At 42.2% G+C, this 20,610-nt stretch carries 15 protein-coding genes; 8 read left to right on the top strand and 7 right to left on the bottom strand.

The features are described from left to right. Positions 1 to 52 precede the first annotated feature (52 nt). The 6 genes from FQ083_RS04180 (at position 53) to FQ083_RS04205 (ending at position 6,845) form a co-directional block, all read left to right on the top strand. Positions 53 to 961 carry a nicotinate-nicotinamide nucleotide adenylyltransferase gene (locus FQ083_RS04180; RefSeq protein WP_149408951.1) on the top strand — a complete coding sequence of 303 codons (909 nt, stop codon included), beginning with the start codon at positions 53 to 55 and terminating at the stop codon, positions 959 to 961. A 140-nt stretch (positions 962 to 1,101) separates the two neighbouring features. Continuing rightward, positions 1,102 to 1,515, top strand: coding sequence for a ribosome silencing factor (rsfS, locus tag FQ083_RS04185; protein WP_011512587.1), 414 nt, complete (start codon positions 1,102 to 1,104; stop codon positions 1,513 to 1,515). Between the two features lie 221 nt (positions 1,516 to 1,736). Beyond that, a complete protein-coding gene (locus tag FQ083_RS04190; protein WP_149408952.1) occupies positions 1,737 to 2,537 on the top strand; it encodes an MOSC domain-containing protein in 801 nt (266 codons plus the stop codon). 6 nt (positions 2,538 to 2,543) lie between these two features. After that, complete coding sequence (locus FQ083_RS04195) at positions 2,544 to 3,428, top strand: N-acetylmuramoyl-L-alanine amidase (protein WP_149408953.1); 885 nt, start codon at positions 2,544 to 2,546, stop codon at positions 3,426 to 3,428. Positions 3,429 to 3,457: 29 nt separating this feature from the next. Beyond that, positions 3,458 to 3,652: a hypothetical protein gene (locus FQ083_RS04200; protein WP_149408954.1), complete on the top strand. Its 195-nt coding sequence runs from the start codon at positions 3,458 to 3,460 to the stop codon at positions 3,650 to 3,652. 100 nt (positions 3,653 to 3,752) lie between these two features. Next, positions 3,753 to 6,845: a histidine kinase gene (locus FQ083_RS04205; protein ID WP_149408955.1), complete on the top strand. Its 3,093-nt coding sequence runs from the start codon at positions 3,753 to 3,755 to the stop codon at positions 6,843 to 6,845. A 402-nt stretch (positions 6,846 to 7,247) separates the two neighbouring features. Here the strand turns inward: FQ083_RS04205 and purL are convergent, their stop codons facing one another. Further along, complete coding sequence (purL, locus tag FQ083_RS04210; protein WP_149408956.1) at positions 7,248 to 11,270, bottom strand: phosphoribosylformylglycinamidine synthase; 4,023 nt, start codon at positions 11,268 to 11,270, stop codon at positions 7,248 to 7,250. A 450-nt stretch (positions 11,271 to 11,720) separates the two neighbouring features. Between purL and FQ083_RS04215 the strand changes: the two genes are divergently transcribed. Continuing rightward, complete coding sequence (locus tag FQ083_RS04215) at positions 11,721 to 12,215, top strand: pyridoxamine 5'-phosphate oxidase family protein (RefSeq protein ID WP_149408957.1); 495 nt, start codon at positions 11,721 to 11,723, stop codon at positions 12,213 to 12,215. Between the two features lie 147 nt (positions 12,216 to 12,362). Here the strand turns inward: FQ083_RS04215 and pgsA are convergent, their stop codons facing one another. The 5 genes from pgsA to FQ083_RS12625 all read right to left on the bottom strand — a co-directional run bounded on the left by pgsA (position 12,363) and on the right by FQ083_RS12625 (position 17,850). Further along, on the bottom strand, positions 12,363 to 13,043 hold the full coding sequence (pgsA, locus tag FQ083_RS04220; RefSeq protein WP_011512579.1) for a CDP-diacylglycerol--glycerol-3-phosphate 3-phosphatidyltransferase: 681 nt from the start codon (positions 13,041 to 13,043) through the stop codon (positions 12,363 to 12,365). 599 nt (positions 13,044 to 13,642) lie between these two features. Continuing rightward, entirely contained in the window at positions 13,643 to 14,074 is a 432-nt protein-coding gene (locus FQ083_RS04225) for an MgtC/SapB family protein (RefSeq protein ID WP_011512578.1), read from the bottom strand. A 107-nt stretch (positions 14,075 to 14,181) separates the two neighbouring features. After that, positions 14,182 to 15,360, bottom strand: a complete 1,179-nt coding sequence (locus FQ083_RS04230) for an NAD(P)/FAD-dependent oxidoreductase (protein ID WP_149408958.1) — start codon at positions 15,358 to 15,360, stop codon at positions 14,182 to 14,184. A 357-nt stretch (positions 15,361 to 15,717) separates the two neighbouring features. Beyond that, entirely contained in the window at positions 15,718 to 17,685 is a 1,968-nt protein-coding gene (acs, locus tag FQ083_RS04235) for an acetate--CoA ligase (RefSeq protein WP_149408959.1), read from the bottom strand. A gap of 15 nt (positions 17,686 to 17,700) precedes the next feature. Continuing rightward, entirely contained in the window at positions 17,701 to 17,850 is a 150-nt protein-coding gene (locus tag FQ083_RS12625) for a hypothetical protein (RefSeq protein ID WP_181209436.1), read from the bottom strand. Between the two features lie 221 nt (positions 17,851 to 18,071). Here FQ083_RS12625 and FQ083_RS04240 point away from each other — a divergent pair, with 221 nt between their 5' ends. After that, positions 18,072 to 19,373, top strand: a complete 1,302-nt coding sequence (locus tag FQ083_RS04240; RefSeq protein WP_149408960.1) for an NAD(P)/FAD-dependent oxidoreductase — start codon at positions 18,072 to 18,074, stop codon at positions 19,371 to 19,373. 74 nt (positions 19,374 to 19,447) lie between these two features. Here FQ083_RS04240 and FQ083_RS04245 read toward each other — a convergent pair whose 3' ends face one another. After that, on the bottom strand, positions 19,448 to 20,551 hold the full coding sequence (locus FQ083_RS04245) for an alkene reductase (RefSeq protein WP_149408961.1): 1,104 nt from the start codon (positions 20,549 to 20,551) through the stop codon (positions 19,448 to 19,450). Positions 20,552 to 20,610 lie beyond the last annotated feature (59 nt).

A 20,610-nucleotide genomic window follows, 5' to 3' on the forward strand; every position in this document is an offset into this window, starting at 1 on the left:
TAAAATAAATCAACTACAACGCCCATCTGCATCAGTTTTTACTCACTCATTTATGTCAAATACTTCTAACAGTTATCAAAGCCAAAATACTAAGTCTGCCATCCGTGCTTATTTGGGTGGCTCATTTGATCCTGTACATAATGGTCATTTGCAAATGGCGATGACCGTTTATCAGTGTTTATTACCAATAGCTGAGCAGCAACAGCGCGAACTGTATGTATCGTTGCTGCCCAATGCGCGCTCGCCTTTTAAAGAAGATAGCACCGATCCTAAGCATCGTCTGGCGATGCTAAAGCTGGCAACGCAAGAGTCGCCCTTATGCATTAACGAGCTTGAGCTGTGGCAAGCACCGCCTGTCTATACTATCGATAGTGTGCAGACACTGCGCACACGCTACCCGCATGACAGTCTGATATTTGTCATGGGGATGGACAGCGCGCGTAGTTTAGAACACTGGAAAAATGGGCTGCAACTGACTGATTATGTCAGTCTATGGGTGTTTGACCGTGAAGAAAATTTTGATAGCGATATAGATATTGATATCAAAATTGATAAAAACGTCTCTAAGACTGAGTTGCACCACTCTTTAACATCCCAACTTCCAAAACTGCTACAACCTTTAACCATCGATTCTATAACTGAATTATTAGCCGCTAACCCTCAATCTTTAACAAACAGCTTTTGTGTAAAAAATAGCCATCAAGGTCATATTTATATCGACCCACGCCCTGTGACAGCAATATCAAGCACACACATACGTCAGCAGCTTTATCAACAACTGCCGCAAGCACCTCAATCATTAAATATAACGCACAGCACTGACATGCAAATTGCATCTTTACAACCAATAAATGATATCATAGGCAATACTGCACCCAATTCATTAGCTAAATGGCTAAATCCTGCTGTTTATCAATATATTATCGCCCATCAGCTATATTCTGCTGCTCAATTCCGTTAAAATCGCCTTATACTTTTAATTTTGCCCACTTTGATCATTTTTCCTCAAAAAACGTCTGCCCCTATCTGGCTCGTTAGAGAATGCATTGTGACGATTTACCATTTTATTTTTAATATTTACGATTCAAGAGATTAAAATTTATGACCAACACCATGACTGACGAACGTTTACAAGAATGTTTGACCCTTGTTCAAACCGCGCTAGACGATATGAAAGCTAAGAACATCACCGTAATGGATGTAGCAGCATTGACAGACGTAATGGAGCGTATCATCATCGCTGACGGTACCTCAAAGCGCCATGTACGTGCAATGGCTGACAGTGTCGGCGCTGAAGCCAAACTGGGTGGCTTTATGCCACTGGGTCGCGAAGGCGGTATCGATTCTGACTGGACATTGATTGATTTGGGCGCTGTTGTCGTGCATATGATGACTCCACAAGCCCGTGAGTTCTATGACCTAGAAGGTCTATGGTCATCGCCTGAACAATTGGCTGAGCTGGTTGCTGTACCGCGTGAGAAGAAAACAGCCGGTCGTCGCAACAAAAATAAATAATCTTATTTATTGCCAAAGCTGCTTAAGAAAAAGACCAGATATCTATTCTGGTCTTTTTTTGTCTAAAATTTACTGTGCTAATAAAATTCAAAATACGGTTAAATTTTAAACGGCTGAATTCTTACCATTAGAGGAATGATTAAGCTAAGATAATACGCATTATTAATACCAATATCGATATAACCTCTCCCCTAATAAATCCCTATAGATTAGGAAACCCTATGAGCTTAGAACCTATGAACATACAACCTATAAACTCAAAAACGATAGCATCTTCTAGCCAAAAAAATACTGCTGACTTTAACCAAACCTTGCCGCTCCATATCGCTACCCTCACCTGCGTTCGCGCTGGCAAAGCCATGCCATTTACCCGTGAAGAAATGAGCGCCATCGATAAAGCACCAATCAAAGCGCCCGTCGCTGTCAACTTTATGGGTCTCACAACTGATGAGCAAGCCGATAGACGTCATCATGGTGGCCCACTAAAAGCGGTACATCAACTAGCGACGGCGACTTATGACAAGATTAATGCAGAGTTTAGCTTGAAGGTGCGTGTTGGCACATTGGGTGAAAACCTCACTACAGAAGCAGTGAATGGTTTGCCAGAAATGACGGAAACCACGGTTTGTATTGGTGACGTTTTTCAGTATAGTCAAGATGAAATCATTGATGGGGATAGGGGCGACAGCGTGCAGTTACGCATTGTCCAGCCGCGACGACCATGCTACAAAATCAATGACCAAATCGGACAATTTACCAAAGTACCCAATATCGCGTCTTGGGTCAGCAAACAAGGCATCGCTGGTTGGTATTTTCAAGTCGTTCGTGATGGCATGATCAGCGCTGATTTACCGGTATATTTAATCGAACGCCCCTATCCTTTTGCGACACTTGAGAAACTGTGGCAGTTATCAAGCTCAAAAGAGACATGTGCAGCAGAAGTTATTGAACCTTGGCTTGCGATTGAGTGTTTGGAAGAGAGCTGGAAGAAGGTTTTGGCAAAGAAGATTAAAAAGGGTTAGCATTTCATGGCAAAAAATATCTTTTTAGCATTAGCATGTGCCTTAACGCTGTCTTTAGTTGGCTGCGTGACCACTAATAACACCCAAATAGCGAATACTGAACCCTTCGTTATTGATAGCGAAACCTATCAAGCCACTGGCAAAAGCGAGCGGATTAAATCCATCGTCCTGCACTATACCGTCTCAGATAATGCCAGATCTATAAAAACATTGACCACTGGAAATGTGAGCGCCCACTATCTAATTTTAGATCGTGACGATAATAAAATTTATAGCTTAGTGCCTGAAAGCGAACGTGCTTGGCATGCTGGCGCGGGCGGCTTCGCCGGTAGAACGATACTCAACGATACTTCTATCGGCATCGAGATTGTCAATGCAGGGATTAAGCCTGAATATCGAGATGCCTTAAAAAACGGCGCGCTCGACTATCATCCTTATAAGCATTATGTTGAATTTGATGAATTGCAAATTAAAAAAGTCGCGCAATTGGTGCAAGATTTGACAGCGAGATATGATATTTCACCAAAGAATATCATCGGTCATGCAGATCTAGCGCCCTCACGTAAGATTGACCCCGGTGCGAAGTTCCCTTGGCAGCGACTGTATTTCGATTACGGCATCGGCGCTTGGTATGATGACTTTGATAAGCAATTCTTTATGAATCAAGACGCATTTGCAGCGGCAACGATACCTGAGATTAAGCAAGCGTTTCGCGATTACGGTTATCAAATCAATGACACAGACGTGTGGGATAAAGCCAGTCGCAATGTCGTGTATGCCTTTCAGTTGCATTTCCGTCCGCAGCAGCCAACGGGCGAGCTGGATTTAGAAACTTATGCTATTTTAAAGGCACTCAATAAGAAGTATGCTGGTCGTGATGACTTTTATTAAGTGATAAAAAATATTAGGAGACATAAGCCATGAGCAACTCACAATACAACGAGAAAAATGATCAAGACGAGCTTCAGAAATATCTAGAAGAAAAAGCGAGGCAGGAGCAAGAAAAAGAGCAGGAAGCCGAGCCGCTCTCTGCGTATGAGGCTTGTGTACTAAAGGAGAGTGCAAAGATTCATGAGTTAATTGCTGAGGCTCAGAAGGGGTCAGAGGATAATTAATTGAAATATCCTTTCTCCTTTGTTCATGTGTTTAAGGTAGAATTAAGTTTGTAAAATTTAGCACTACAATACTAATTATACATGACGAGTAGGACTTACCATGAGCGCAGGGTTAATAAAGCATCTAAAGAAGAAAACCGAAGAAGACAGCAATACTAGAATATTAATGTCGCAATGGGAATTTGATGAAAAGCTCGTCGGTAAGTCGCTTGAAAATGTGGGTAGTTATTACCCACACTTTAGTAGTCATAACGAATCACACTCTCAGCAAATACTTGTCAATATAGAACGTCTACTTGGCAGTAATATTGACAAGCTGACAGCAACAGATACATGGTTAATCTTAGAAGCTGCTTATTGGCATGATATCGGTATGTTATTTAATGCTGATGAAGTTCGAGATGTCATTGAAAATGAGCATTTTAAAGATTACGTTGAGGAGCTTGCTAATAACAATGTTCAAGACTTACATGAGTTTGCCAAAGTGTGGCATAACGATGGTTGGGAAGCTGCCCTTGTTCATTATGATAACCCTTATAAAGGCGTTGAAAAATATCGTCAGATGGTTGCCGAATGGTATCGCAAAGGTCATGCTAAAAATTCAAACGACGTTGTTTTGAAGCCATTTGAAAAGCTCAATATTAGCTCTCCGCGTACTGAATTACTCCCAAACCGTATTTATAGGTATCTCGCTCAAATCTGTTTATCTCATGGTAAAAGTTTTAACTACGTCATGAAGGACTTACCTTTTCGCCAAACAGGTATGGGTACGGAGGACTGTCATCCTCGTTTTGTTGCATGCCTACTACGCTTAGGTGATCTGTTTGATATTGATGACAACCGCTTTTGTCCTGTTATGGCAAGACAAGTTGGTAATATGCCGTCTTTTAGTGAAACTCATAAACATAAACACCAAGCCATTCGAGAATTTCAGCTAGATAATGAAACGGTAAGCGTAACAGCTATTTGTAGTACTGAGATGGCATATATTGAATGTCGCAATTGGTTTGACTGGATCAAAGAAGAAATTCAAAACCAAATGTCCCAATGGAAAAACATCGTGCCTAGTCGTGACTTTGGTCTACTTCCAACAATAAATAAACTTGATGTTGAGATGGATGACTCAAAGGTATTATTAGATGGCAAACCTATGAAGTTTGCGTTAGATGAAAAGAATGTAATTGACTTATTGCAAGGTAACAATTTATATCATGGTGTAGATGATGTTGTAAGAGAACTTATACAAAATGCTATCGACGCTACATTAATGAGAGTATGGATAGACTCTAGAGATAATAAGAGTAGGAGGAACACACTAGAACAAGGTAATCCTTATGATAGCGAAGTTCGTGAAATTTTTGATAATTACTCTATTATTGTGAGTCTAGATTTTATTGAAACCACGAAGAATTATGAAAATATTTGGAAACTTTGTATTGAGGATTCTGGTATTGGTATTAGCTTAAAAGATCTCAAATATATGCAATATATGGGAGGTTCAGATAAAAACCTTGAAAAAAAGAAAATTATTAATAGTATGCCACAATGGATGAAGCCTTCAGGAGCTTTCGGTATAGGAATGCATAGCGTATTTTTATTAAGTAGAAAAAACCCAGAACAATATCAGCATTTGAGATTCTTAACCAAAAGTATAGTTAGCAATGAATCTATTGAAGTCAAACTTAACTCTCCTTTGAGTAAAGACAATGGCTATTGCTTTATTAGTCAGTTAGACCAAAATAGTAAATATATCCCATATGGTACTCGAACAGAGTTATTTCTTAAAACTGAACTAAGTTTTTCTTCTGATCTTGTCACCAATATTTCTAAAGAAGCTAACGCTTTGCTAACGGAACTAAAAAACTCAATATCTAATATTTTTATTAACAGTATTCCTGACATTGTCATCAATAATCTAGATATTTTGCTCAAAAAAGATATACCAATCCGGGTATCGGAACAGTCTTATGTATTAGAAGAAGACTATAGAATTACTAGTGATATAGCATGGTTCAATTATAAAAACTATAGTTTTGCTATACAAATATACGTACCAGAAACTATATGTAGTAATGATTTTGGGTACGCATATGCTTATTCCTTTAGAGGACAGGAGATACCCATCTATAGGGAAAACGTTTATCTTCTTCACTCTTTTAAAAATGCTAGTGTTTATATAGATATTTACGGGAATGCTAAAGAATTTCTAAATATTTCTAGAAATGATTGGAACAATTATGATCTACTCGATGACTTGATAGTCGAGGTAAAAAGAATATTTGAAAAAATGAATATAACCCAAGATAACATGAGAAAAATTACCTACGGTTTCGAGTACGATAAAGATTTAGGTTTCAGCATTATAAATAACGAAGTAAATGATAAGGATATAGATAAAAAAGATATAGAAAAACTAAAGTTTAATGATGATACATATGTTAGTGACATTATAAAGGAAGATTTATTCATATTAGGAAACCCTGAACCATCAAATGTGATAATAGAATTACTTGGACGTGACAAAGTACTTAGTAGCATAAAGTCTTTTAATAAGATTAACGATATATATTATAAAGGAGCTATAGAATATTTTCTTAAAAATAATTTTTTAATATATAAAATCAACTTTTCTGGAAAATTAGACAACTATAATAACAAAGACACTTTGCTTTTTTTTAAACCAGAATCTCTTAAAAATTTAGAAATAAAAAATGCGCTATGGGTAGATGATGATAATGTTGCTATATTTTCTCCTATCACCACAAGCTCAATTATAGATAATCAAGAACCAATATATCTCGCTGAAGACTACAAATTTGTTAATGAAATAAAGGAGTTTGATAAGTTATCTGAAGAGGATACAATATATATAAGGAAAAATTATGATGATTATCAATTATTTAGTGATTTTAAGGATTTAGAAATAATAATACCTGATCACTATTCATATACTCTAAATACATTTTATGGGGAAAGTGGAATAATATTCCCTTTTTATTTTGAGTTAGACGAAATAATATCTCATGACTTCGAGTCGCTATACAAATTTGTCAATAGTAAAGCTAAAAATACTAATTTATCTATATCTGAAATCGAAATAAAATATAAAGATTTAATAGGTTTAATAAGCAGACTAACAAAAGGAAACTCTAAATGGGATGACTTTTTTAGTAAAAACAATTACAAATATTAAAAAAATAAAATGGTATTTAATACTAGTTTTGAAGAAAGAGACACACTACATTAATAATTAAAAATCGTTGGATGCCAAAAATTTCACCCAACTTACCGATTGAGACTTAGCTAATTATAAATAGCTGCCTTGAGACTCGGTTTAGCCCCGACTGTAGCGGTATCCTGTCGGTTTGGGCGAGTTGCGGTGGCTAGAGTTTGAGGTGGTATCGAGGTAACAGTAACATCTCAACTCGTGTCACCGCCTCGCCCAGACTGGCAGATACAAGCGGAAGGCGGGATTAGCTCCGCCTACTTCTTAAAACTCAAATCCCAAACACAAAAAAGGTGAGTTTTGCGCCCACCTTCTCATTTTAAAAAACAGCTGTCTAAAATAATACCCTAAAACAACTTAGCCTGTATCTTAACGAATCCATGCCCGCGCATTACGGAACATACGCATCCACGCGCCGTCCTCGTCCCACTCTTCTGGTTTCCAGCTGTGATTGTAGGCACGTAGCGTACGCTCAGGGTGCGGCATCATGATGGTGACGCGACCGTCAGTGCTACACAGACCCGTGACACCACCGACAGAACCGTTTGGATTGAGCGGATACGTTTCAGTTGGATGACCTTGGCTATCGACATAACGCATGGCGAGCTGACCGTGTTTAGCCATACCGTCAATCTCTGTGTTGTCTAGCGTGGCATAGCCTTCACCATGCGCCACAGCGATTGGCAAGATGCTGTCTTGCATACCTTTGAACAGGATAGACTTGGTACGCTCGATTTTTACGTTGACCGTACGCGCTTCAAAACGAGCCGATTGGTTAGCGATGAAACGTGGGAAATTATCTGCACCTGGGATGAGGTCTTTTAACTGAGCCATCATCTGACAACCGTTACAGACACCTAGTGAGAAGGTATCAGGACGGGCAAAGAAGCGGACAAACTGCATGCGTAGCTCGTCATGGAACAAGATAGAGTTCGCCCAGCCAGAGCCAGCGCCCAGTACATCACCATAACTAAAGCCACCACAAGCGACCAGACCGTCGAAGTCACGTAGATTGATACGACCACTCAGTAGATCGCTCATGTGTACATCGACCGCTTCAAAGCCAGCTTGGGTAAAGCCTGCTGCCATTTCCGTCTGACCGTTGACGCCTTGCTCACGCAAGATAGCAACTCTTGGTTTATTCTCACGACTGGCTAAATATGGTTCTTCAACTTTTTGATTGAGATCAAAGTTTGGTGCAGCGATTAGACCTTGATGGCTAGCATCAGCAATCAAGTCATACTCTTGCTGTACGCATGCAGGGTTATCACGGCGACGCGCGATTTGATAGCTGACCTGCGTCCACGCTTGCTGTAATTCGGTACGGCTAAAGCGTAAAGTGTCATCACCCATGAGCGTTGGCGTTTGGATAAGTAAGCTGTCTTCTTCCGAGCTTTGACCAACGAGGCTCAGCATGTCAGCAACGTTAAACTCTTCTGCCAATTGCATTAGCGCCGCGACTTTTTCTGGTAATACTTGAATGACTGCGCCCAGCTCTTCACTGAACAGTTGACCGAGTAAGTTATCATCAGTTAATGACAGCTTGATACCTTGACGGCTGGTGAATTGCATCTCAGCGATGGTCGCTAATAAACCACCATCACCGATATCGTGATAGGCACTGATAACACCTTGCGCGTTACCCGCTTGGATAAAGTTAAAGAAGTCGACCAAGTCGCTTGGCTGCGCTAAATCTGGGCAGTCATTACCTAATTGGCTTAGAGTTTGCGCAAGGATTGAACCGCCGAGACGCAATTGTCCTTTAGATAAATCAATACGATAAAACGCGCTATCACCATTGATTAGCTCAGGTGTTAAGGTTTTTGCCACATCAACAACAGGTGCAAAAGCAGTAATAACCAAGCTCATTGGTGAAACGACTGATTTATCCGTGCTGCCGTTCTCGTCTTCGTCCGTCCAGTTGGCACGCATTGATAGCGAGTCTTTACCAACTGGAATGGCGATACCTAATGCTGGACATAATTCTTCGCCAACAGTATGTACGGCATCAAACAATGCTGCATCTTCTGCATCATCGCCACACGCTGCCATCCAGTTCGCTGACATAGTAATGTCAGATAACTGAGTAATACGTGCGCCAGCGATATTAGTAATGGCTTCACCGACTGCCAAACGAGCAGAAGCTTTTGGATTAATCAGAGCTACTGGCGTACGTTCACCAACGCTCATCGCCTCACCGCTCATTGGCTGACCATCTAAGGCAACCAAGCCTGAAGCCGTAACGGCGCAATCAGCAACGGGTACTTGATAGCGACCAACGAACTGATCACGCACAACCATACCCGTGATAGAGCGGTCACCAATGCTAATCAAGAATGATTTGCTAGCAACGGTCGGATGACGTAGCACATCTTTGATTGATTCAGCTAAATTGACTTCGCCTAACTCTAAAGCTGGCAAGGTAATTTCTTGACGCTCAAAACTACGCTTCATCTGTGGTGTACCGCCAAGCAATACTTGCATCGGCATATCGACTGGTTGCTCAGGCAGTAATTCGTCATTAACGACCAGTTGACGTACTTCCGTAGCTTCACCCAAGATGGCATACGGGCAGCGCTCACGAGCACAGATGGCATCGAATTGATCTTTGCTCTCAGGGCGAATCGCTAGCACATAACGCTCTTGTGCTTCGTTTGACCAGATTGCCATTGGCGACATGCCAGCTTCTAGCGATGGGATTTTACGTAGATTTAATACCGCGCCCATCTCATGGTCATTGACCAATTCTGGCATCGCATTTGATAGACCACCTGCGCCAACATCATGCAATGAGACGATTGGGTTGCCATCTTTACCATTATTGCTTGCATCAACGTCATTACCAGCTAGCGCCCAGCAGCGATCCATCACTTCTTGACAGCGACGTTCCATCTCAGCGTTATCACGCTGAACTGATGCAAAGTCCAAGCCTTCATCTAATGAACCACTATCGACAGAAGATGCCGCACCGCCACCAAGACCGATTTGCATCGCAGGGCCACCAAGGACGATTAATAAATCACCTTGTTGAATGGCATTTTTTTCAATCAGATTGCGTTTGATATTACCGTAACCACCTGCAAGCATGATTGGCTTATGATAGCCGCGCATTTGGCTGCCATCTTTTGCCGCTGACGTATCCAATTGGAAACTACGGAAATAACCGCAAAGGTTCGGGCGACCAAACTCGTTAGAGAAATTGGCTGAGCCTAATGGTGCTTCAGTCATAATTTCAAGACTGGTTGCCATACGATCTGGCGTACCATAATCCTGCGTACTTAACTGACCTGACGTTTCCCACTTCTCAACCATTTCTGGGATATGTAAATGTGACACATGGAAACCAGTTAAACCGGCTTTTGGCTTACCGCCACGACCAGTTGCGCCTTCATCACGAATCTCACCGCCCGCACCTGTCGCTGCACCCGCATAAGGCGCGATAGCAGTTGGATGGTTATGGGTTTCGACCTTCATTAAGATATCGATTTCTTCTTGATGGAAATCGTAAATATGAGCAGAGTTGGCGTCAGCGGCATCGTCAGTATTAGAAACAGGAAGCGGGTAAAAACGCATTCCTTTAGAGCCTGCCATCACTGCCGCGTTGTCTTTATAAGCAGACAAAATGCCTTGAGGATTGGCTTTATAAGTATTCTTAATCATTTGGAACAGTGACTTTGGCTGTACCGCGCCATCAACTGTCCACTCAGCGTTAAATATTTTATGACGGCAATGCTCTGAGTTTGCCTGTGCAAACATCATCAGCTCAACGTCCGTTGGATTACGCTTGAGTTCATTGACGTAAGCATTCATCAGATAGTCGATATCTTCGCTCGACAACGCAAAGCCAAATTCTTTATTGGCTGATTCTAACGCCGACTGACCTTGTCCAATCACATCGATATGATTCAGTGATGCCGGCTTTTCATCGTCAAAAAGATGACTGACCTTATCTAAATCATAAACCAAGCTTTGCGTCATACGGTCAAATAATAGTTGCTCAGCGGCTTTAGGTAGCGTTGCATTCACTTCGCCGTCTGCTTTTCCATCGACGGTTAGCGTATAAACAATGACACGCTCAACACGATTAATGGCAATTTCACAGTTATTAAAAATATCGGTCGCTTTACTTGCCCATGGCGATATCGTACCAAAACGTGGACCAACGATAACTTGTAGTTGATTGCTATTTGGGGCTTCAAGGACAGTGCCACTGTCGACAGCAAGTAAGTCTAGCGCTTTTTTATGCTCATCACCTTCGAGTTCTCGTGATAACACATACACTTGCTGGGTATGAATTTGGCTGACATTTAGCTCGGTTTTTTGCTGAAACTGACTGATGAGTTGCTGCGTCTGAAAATCGGTAAGAAACGGTTGTCCGGCGATGGTCATCATAAAGGCATATTCCATAGGATATAGGCAATAACAGGCATCTCTGCCATGCTAAGTAAATGGTTCGCGTATTATAACAAGAAGCCCTGTAATAAGCAGGACAAAACCAAGATAAATTGCCAATTGCTTCGGTAATATTATGCTAAAGCATTGAGCAAATACTGACGATTTGCTATCAAAACAGCAAGGCTGACGGCCCAGCGTCACAATTTTTACCTAAAGCTTATAATCCTTACAAACCCTCACATCGCCTTACGGGCAACCTATATAAATAGCCCAGCAGAAATCGCTATTCTAGATAGCAGTTCTTGACCAGCTAGTTTTTATAAAGCCAGTTTTTATGAAATAAACGGTTTGTCTACACTAACCCCTTAAGACTATTTTCCTAACAACTATTTCCTTAACAACTATAAATTCAAAATTTATTTACGATAATGAAAAAGGATATCCACCATGAGTAACCAAGAGCATCTCGATAAAATCCAAGGCGTTATCAAAGACGTGAAATTTGCCATGATGAGTACCAGCAATAAAAAAGGTGATATCCATGCGTGGCCGATGACCACAAGTGAGGTCAATCTCGATAATAAAGAGATCTGGTTTATCGGCGATAAAAAATCAGATGTCGTCAAAGATATTCAGGATGATGCAAGAATCGGGCTGACTTATGCCACTCAGGATGAAAAGAACTTTGTTTCTATTAGTGCTAACGCTGAATTACCGACAGACAAAGCTAAATTGGATGAGCTTTGGTCGCCAGTTTACAATGCCTTTTTTGAGCATGGTAAAGAAGATGAAAACGTACAATTGATTAAAGTAGTTCCTCATGGTGCCGAATGCTGGCTTAGCGGTAGTACAGTGGTGAATATGTTTAAGATGGCAGCGGCAGCCGTACAAGACGGCAAAACTGCTGAAGATATGGGCGAGACCTTTTCCGTTTCTTTATAATTTATCATTAAACTAATAAATAGATAAAAACAAAATTTTTATCATAAAAAACGCCAGTGGCTGATGCGACTGGCGTTTTTTATTGACTGGGCTTTATAGTTTTAGAATAAAAGTATAAGATTTAACCGCTATCTATTTAGCTACCTTTTACCCACTTTGCTTTAAATACGGCCACGCAGCTTTAAGATAAATCATCATCGACCATAAGGTTAGAATCACTGCCGCTACCATCAATACATAGCCGATGGTTTCAAGCGATTCCCAATTTAACAAAAGCACCGTAATCGCTATCATCTGAAAGGTGGTTTTGAGCTTACCTACATAAGATACCGCCACACTGGTACTTTTACCCAGTTCTGCCATCCATTCACGCAATGCCGATACGGCGATTTCACGCGAGATAATCACAATTGCTGCTATCGCCATGATGATATTGGGATGCCATTGTACTAAGATAATGAGCGCGGCTGCCACCATTAGCTTATCAGCGACGGGGTCTAAAAATCGACCAAAGGCTGATACCACATTGAGCTTACGAGCAAAATAGCCATCGAGCCAATCAGTAATAGCTGCTAGGATAAAAACGCCTGTTAATAACAAATGGCGCAATAGACTGTCGCTAAAGTCACTCATACCAACCTTTGCAATCACGTTGTCAGAGATTGCTGGCATGCCGATCCCCATAGCAGGTGGCCAATAGGCAATCGCAACAAATAGCGGAATCATCAAGATACGCGCAATCGTCAGGTTATTGGGCAAATTAAAAATACTTTTGTTATTCTGCGTACTTGACGGCTCCTGCGGATGCAAATGCGTGCTCTCAGTCATGGCAAACCCAGTTTAATATTGACTTAATAATGACGGATAGCTTAGCATTTTTCAGCCAAGTCGTCATGCCCTCTATGTAGGTATCGTTTATGCCAAGCGTATATTTTTCTAATTGAGCAATTTTTATCCTAGATGTGGCGTATTTAGCCATTTTAATGAGTAATAGCTGATTTTTATCACTGTTCCTTATCGCTATTTTTTGCAAAAACATCTTAATACTGTTGAATGCCTAGATACATCCATACATACATCGTCTAAAACGTAATAACATGTAAGCAAGCTTAGGAAAATAGCGGAATGTCGGTTATCATGAGCCGATGATATCGATACACTTGTACACTAAAAACTGTAAGCAGATGTAAGAGTTTCTTGAACTGTCTCTTTTCAACCAAATATAAATAATAAGAACAACCCCTAGTAATAATAATAAATTTGTATCAATTTATTTGTGGCTTATGATTTTTCATTTGATCGCATGATAAGTTTTCCTCAGTCCACGGTATCTCCTCCGTGGGCTCTTTTTTTACCCGCTATTCAGTCGTTTTATTCGCTGGGTGTCCTTTCCTTTATACATCGCTTCGCAGTATTTTCATTGGTTTCTACAGCTTTTCTTTTGACTTAAACGGCTCAGAGAATTGCAAGATCAAAAAACCAACCACAGACAAGATAATCGCAATTTCATAACGCCCATAAGCGACTGAGATACCAATAGCGCCAGTATTCCAAAGGCTTGCTGCCGTTGCTGTACCTTTTGAGCCTTGTTCATTTTTAAATATCGCGCCGCCACCGATAAAACCCATGCCGGTGATGATGGCATACATGATTCTCGCCTCACCAGTCGCATCATAAATATCCATACCAACGAGCATGAAAGCACAGGAAGCAATGGTCACTAAAGGAAAGGTTCTAAGCCCTGCGCCGTTGTCTTTCATCTCGCGGTTCAGTGCAATCGGTAAGGAAAGAATAAAGGCAATTCCCAATTGAAAAAAATGAAATTGCATCAGCTCCATATCGATATCAAATCCAGACATAGCGTTCTACCTCCTCTTATAACGATAAACGTTTTAATTTTTAGTGTTGGTTATGAGCTTGTTTACCATTTTAAAAAACACACTTTCAATCATCGTTTTCAACTGATTTAGTCAGCGCAGATTTTTGCTACGGTTTGTTTTGCCATCTGATAGCAGCTTTCGATGTTACCTTGTCCACACCAGTCGCCACTGACAATCCATTGACGCAGCTCATCAACTAAAATACCAAACTCTGTATTATCAAGCGGTTTAAGGGTTGCAGCATAACGCCAGCGATGACAATCGATTTGGCTTGGCGTACTATTCTCATCCCAACTCAACGCTTGCTTTGCTGCTTGTAGCAAGATTGCTTTTACAGCTTCTATATCGTCATCGACATGCTGCTCCGACCAATCGTTGCGAGCATGAATAGTGATACTTGGTAATAGACTGCCATGGTCAGGTTTTTGATGTTCAATAAAGATACGATCGAGCACCGAATCCTGCACATAAGCCACATCCCATAAAGGGGGTGACGTGTTTAATGCAGCAGGTAAAAACTGCTCTTTATCCCACCCAAGCATCAAGGTATAACAGGCCTGCATCTGTGCTTCGCTAATTTTTGCAAGCTCTTTAAAATTGCTATCCGCCATCAGCTCTACAGCTTGACCATTGGGCGCTGTACAAATTACCCAATCATAGCTGCCAAGGCTGTTGCCATTCTCATCAAACAGCTCAGTTTTGTTATTAGCCTCATTTTGTTCTACAAAATCTTCTTTGCGTAATGGCGCCACACGAGTTTTAAAGTTTATAGTTGTATGCTTTAGTTCATCAGCCAAGGCACGACCCCAACTGGTCATTTTGGGCGTGCTGATATAACGCGCTTGGGTACTGCTCCATTGTTCCTTGGCTTGTATGTCAGCATTCTGAGCGGCATCGTCAGAAGGTATTAAGTCCACCACATTGGCATACCATGGCTGCAATAAATTACTTTGTAGCCATGGTTTGATAAACTGCTGAAAGTCAGCAGTTTTGGCAGTAAAAAACTGCGCGCCAAATGCCCATTGCCAGTTTTTATGCGTTGCGCTGTCCATGCGATAGCGTGTTGCTAAACGACCAACGCTACGGGATTTCTCAAGAATAACAATGTTTGGTACGATCGACTGGTTTTTAAAATTAGCATTAGCATTGTCTTGAGTAAACGCGCGCTCCAATAAAGTAGCCGTAAATAAACCAGTCAACCCCCCGCCAATAATCGCAATTTTCAGTATGGATTGTTCAGTCGTATGCAAAGTAGAATCAGTCATAATGACAATAAACCTTATAAAATATTTAGCAAAATAGTAAGTAGTCAGGTGAAAGTAAGGGGGTTATTCTAAAAAATATTGAACCTCTAAAGCCTGCTAATATAGTTAATCCATTTTTAAAAGGGTACAGAACTACTAGGGTTAATTATTTGCAGCCTCTGTCTGCGCAGACACAGCAAGCAAGAAAAATTAACCCCAGTAGTACTTTATAATGCTTGTATTTCTTTTATTTAGGACCGACTATATCCATGATATCTCGGTAAAAAGCCATGCTACTTTTATAGCATGGCTTTTATACTTTAGCTTCCAGTCATTTTTAAGCATTGAGCCTATTCAAATTTTATTGATATTGAACAATCAATGTGATTTTGCCCGTTCTGTCTTGACCACTTCGACTAGCTCGTTAATGACTGAGCTGTCAGCTAGGGTAGATAAATCACCCAATCCAACATACTGTCCTGCCGCTAGACTACGCAAAATACGGCGCATGATTTTACCAGAGCGGGTTTTGGGTAGTACATTAACCATATAGATGGCATCTAAATTGGCAATCGGACCAATCTCAGAGCGCACATGGCGGTTTAACTCCGATTTTAGTGATTCAGTTGCCGTCTCACTCGACTTTAAGATAACAAAGGCACAGATACCCATACCGCGTATGTCGTGTGGCATTCCTACAACAGCTGCCTCTGCCGTCGCTGGGTGTGCAACGATCGAGCTTTCAATCTCTGCCGTGCCCAGTCTATGCCCTGACACATTGAGCACATCGTCTACACGTCCAGTAATCCAGTAGTGACCATCTTCATCACGCTGTACCCCATCACCGGTAAAATAATAGCCGGGATATTCGGTAAAATACGTCGCTAAAAACCGCGCGTGGTCTTGATAAATGGTACGCATCTGACCGGGCCAGCTACTATTAATCACCAAATTACCCTCAGCAGCACCTTCAAGCGCAACACCATCAGTATCAATGACTTCAGGGACGATGCCATATAGAGGATTCATCGCCGCGCCCGGCTTCATTGCGACCGTCCCCGGTATTGGCGCGAGCATAATACCGCCCGTTTCTGTCTGCCACCAAGTATCGACAACCGGACACTTGCTGCCACCGACGACATGATAGTACCAGTCCCATGCTTCAGGATTAATTGGCTCACCAACCGTCCCAAGTAAGCGCAAACTTGAGCGATCCGACTCACGGACAAAGGTATCGCCCTCTTTCATCATGGCTCTGATAGCGGTCGGTGCAGTATATAAAACGGTAATTTGGTGTTTATCGATAATATGCCCAATGCGCGCCCATGTCGGATACTCTGGCACGCCCTCAAACATCACTGTCGTGGTGCCATTGGCAAGCGGTGCATAAGTAGCATAAGTATGACCCGTCACCCAACCGACATCTGCGGTACACCAGTATACGTCATCATCTTTGATATCAAAAACATCACGAAACGTGGACAGCGCATAAGTGATATAGCCACCTGTGGTGTGCAACACGCCTTTAGGCTTGCCTGTTGAACCTGAGGTATATAATAAAAACAGCGGGTCTTCTGCATTCATCACTTCAGGTTCGCAGTGCTGCGACTCACCATCGACCAAGCTGTGATACCAGATATCACGGCGACCACTCATCGGTACTGAATTGCCTGTACGATGGACGACGATGACATTACTGACACTGTCAGTGCCATCCATATCTAGCGCGCGATCGACATTAGCCTTGAGTGGCGTACGCTTGTTACCACGAATACCTTCATCAGCGGTAATGACCAGCTTAGACTGACTATCAATGATACGATTACCCAAGCTCTCAGCGGAAAAACCACCAAATACCACCGAATGCACGGCGCCAATACGCGTACACGCCAGCATGGCAACCATCGCTTCTGGTATCATCGGCATATATAAGGTAACGCGGTCGCCCTTTTTGACCCCAAGCTTGCGCATGGCATTACCTAAGCGACAAACGGCTTCATGCAGTTCTTTAAATGATATGATTTTATGCAAGGAAGGATGATCGCCTTCCCAAATAATGGCAGGCTTATAGGGATTATTTCTGACGTGGCGATCCAGACAGTTGACTGAAATATTCAGCTCGCCATCCTCAAACCATTTAATGCGAAAGTCTTCTAAGTCGTAGCTGACGTCGCTGATTTTGGTGGGCTTTTTTATCCAATCAATCAGCTCGGCACGCTCCGCCCAAAAGGCATCTGTCGCCTCAGCTGATGCAATCGATTGCTTATATTTTTCAAAATACTGATCGGCGGTGATATTGGCTGCGGCGAGGAATTCAGGCGCAATGGGAAATGATTTTTGAGTCATGAGCTTCATCCTTTTTTAATTATTATGACCTGTGGCAAACATTGCTGATAGCGAGGATTGGCACAGGCAATAAGGGTCATCTTCCATAATGGTGACACTCAAAGACAGTTTGACAAATATGCTGAATGGTTGCAAGGCATCAACCACTAATCGCAACAATTGCATATCACATCAGTATGTTTAACAGTGCAGATTCTATGGCTGGTATTTTTTACCGCTATTTTTTTAAATGCAGTTGCAACAATGCTATTTAATCCTTGTAACCTGTTATAAAACATGGACAATAGCAACCTGATATCAAGCGCTATAATTGATATCGCCATTCTTTATATGACAATAGGCTCTATAAGACTTATTTGCTCTTTTAAAATCAGGAACTACCGACCATGGACAAGCACCGTACTGCCTCACAATACTCGCATTATGATGTCATCATCATTGGTGCTGGTGCGTCAGGGTTATATTGCGCATTAACCGCCGGTCGCCGTGGTCGCCGTGTATTAGTACTGGACCACGCCAATAAAGCCGGCAAAAAAATCCTTATGTCTGGTGGCGGGCGCTGTAACTTTACCAATTATTTTGTGGAGCCTGAGCATTTTATTGGTAGCAACCCACATTTTTGTAAATCAGCGCTTAGTCGATATCCGAGTTGGGAGTTTATCGGTATGGTTGAGCAGCATAAAATACCCTACCATGAGCGCGAGCATGGTCAGCTATTCTGCGATGATTCGGCGCAAGACATCTTGACGATGCTGCTCGATGCATGTGCCGCTGTCGGTGTACAAGTCAGGCTCAACACTCAAGTCGACAGCGTGCAAGCGCTCGAAAACGATAAGAAGGCACGCTTTCAATTATCAACCAGTAAAGCGCTGAGCAAAAAAGAAAAGCAAGAGAAAAAAGAGGCTCCAGAAAACACTAAGCCTGTGCAAACAGGCTTTCACTGTGAGTCACTGGTCGTGGCAACGGGCGGACTGTCTATTCCAACCATGGGTGCGAGTGGGTTAGGCTATGAGTTGGCACAGCAATTTGGTCATAGCCTTATCACGACTGATGCAAGCCTAGTGCCCTTTACGTTTACTGATAAAACTGGCGAGCTAATTCGTACGCTTGCTGGTATTAGTCTCCCTGTGATTGCCAGCAATGATCGCATCTCATTTAAATTGCCACTACTATTTACCCATCGCGGACTCTCTGGTCCTGCCATGTTGCAGCTGTCTAACTACTGGCAGACAGGCGAAACCATCAGTATCAATCTGCTTCCTGATATCGATATGACCGCGCTATTGCTTGCACATAAAAAATCACACCCAAGACAGCTTATCCGTACGGTATTGGCGGATTATACAGACAATGCCTTACCCAAAAAATTGCTTGCGGCGCTACAAACGACTCTGTGGGATGACATTAAAGACAAAGAGCTTGCCAATATTAAAGATGAGCGTTTAATTGAACTTGGTGAAACGCTTAATGGTTGGCAGCTAAAACCTTCTGGCACCGAAGGCTATCGTACCGCTGAAGTCACGCGTGGCGGCATCAAGACTGATGAAGTCTCATCAAAGACTATGCAAAGTAATTATCAAGATGGTCTGTATTTTATTGGTGAAGTGCTGGATGTCACAGGCTGGCTCGGTGGTTATAACTTCCAATGGGCGTGGGCAAGTGGCTTTGTCTGCGGTGAGATAGCTTAAATCATATTGACCAAACCATAAAAAGCCACCTTATGAATTATCGCAAGGTGGCCTTTTTATTGACTGTCAAACCATTATGCTTGGTTTAAAAACGGATAATCGGTATAGCCTTCTGTGCCGCCACCATAGAAGCTCTGCGGATGTTGTTCATTTAGCGGCGCGCCTTCTCGGATACGCTCAGCCAAATCAGGATTGGCGATATAATCACGGCCAAACGCCACGGCATCGATGTAGCCTGACTTGATGTTTCTTTCAGCCTTTTCCGCTGTATAACCACCTGCGGCAATGATTGTCTGATCAAAGGCATCGCGAACACGCTGACGGAACGCATCGCTATAAGGCGTTCCACCTGCCCAATCAGGCTCAGATAAATGCAAATACATAATAGCGCGTTGATTGATTTGTTCAATCAGCCAAATGTTTTCATCTTCGTTATATCCAGCTTCCACATTATTGAACGTACCAAGCGGTGAAATACGAATACCGACATGGTCCGCACCCCATGCATCGATACAAGCATCAATCACAGCCAGCATCAAGCGCGCACGGTTCTCACGGCTACCGCCATATTCATCAGTGCGCTGATTGGTATGCTCAGCCCAAAATTGATGTAATAAATAGCCATGTGCACCATGAATTTCCACTCCATCAAAGCCCGCCTCTTTAGCGTTTTTGGTCGCAAGACCGAAATCAGCAATAACTTGCTCTATCTCTTCCAGTGTCGCAGGACGCGGTGTGGTCGCTTCAACTCGAATGGCTTGGTTGTTGCTATCGCGCAGTGAAGTACGTACTCCCACATGAACATCGGAGGCAGAGATCGGCGCCTTACCATCAGGCTGAACACTTTCGTGCGCTACAAGACCAGTGTGCCAGAGCTGTACTACTATCTTGCCGCCTTTTGCATGGACATTATCGACAATGGTTTTCCACGCTGTCGTCTGATCTTCGGTATGGATACCAGGCGCGCCTGCATAGCCTTTTGCCTGAAAAGAAACCTGTGTCGCTTCAGCAATGACAAGCCCAGCACCGCTACGCTGTGAGTAATACTCACCAGCAAGCGCTGTAGGGACGTCACCGGGCTCGACAGAGCGCAAGCGCGTCAAAGGTGCCATAATAATGCGATTTTTTAGGGTTTGGGTGCCCATTTTGACGGGTTCGAATAAATTATCATGTGCCATAAAAAGCCTTATTTGCTGTTATAAAAATACGGTTATAGAATTTGTTAATGATGAATAAT

This window comes from Psychrobacter sp. ANT_H59 (assembly GCF_008369225.1).
Classification (GTDB): domain Bacteria; phylum Pseudomonadota; class Gammaproteobacteria; order Pseudomonadales; family Moraxellaceae; genus Psychrobacter; species Psychrobacter cryohalolentis.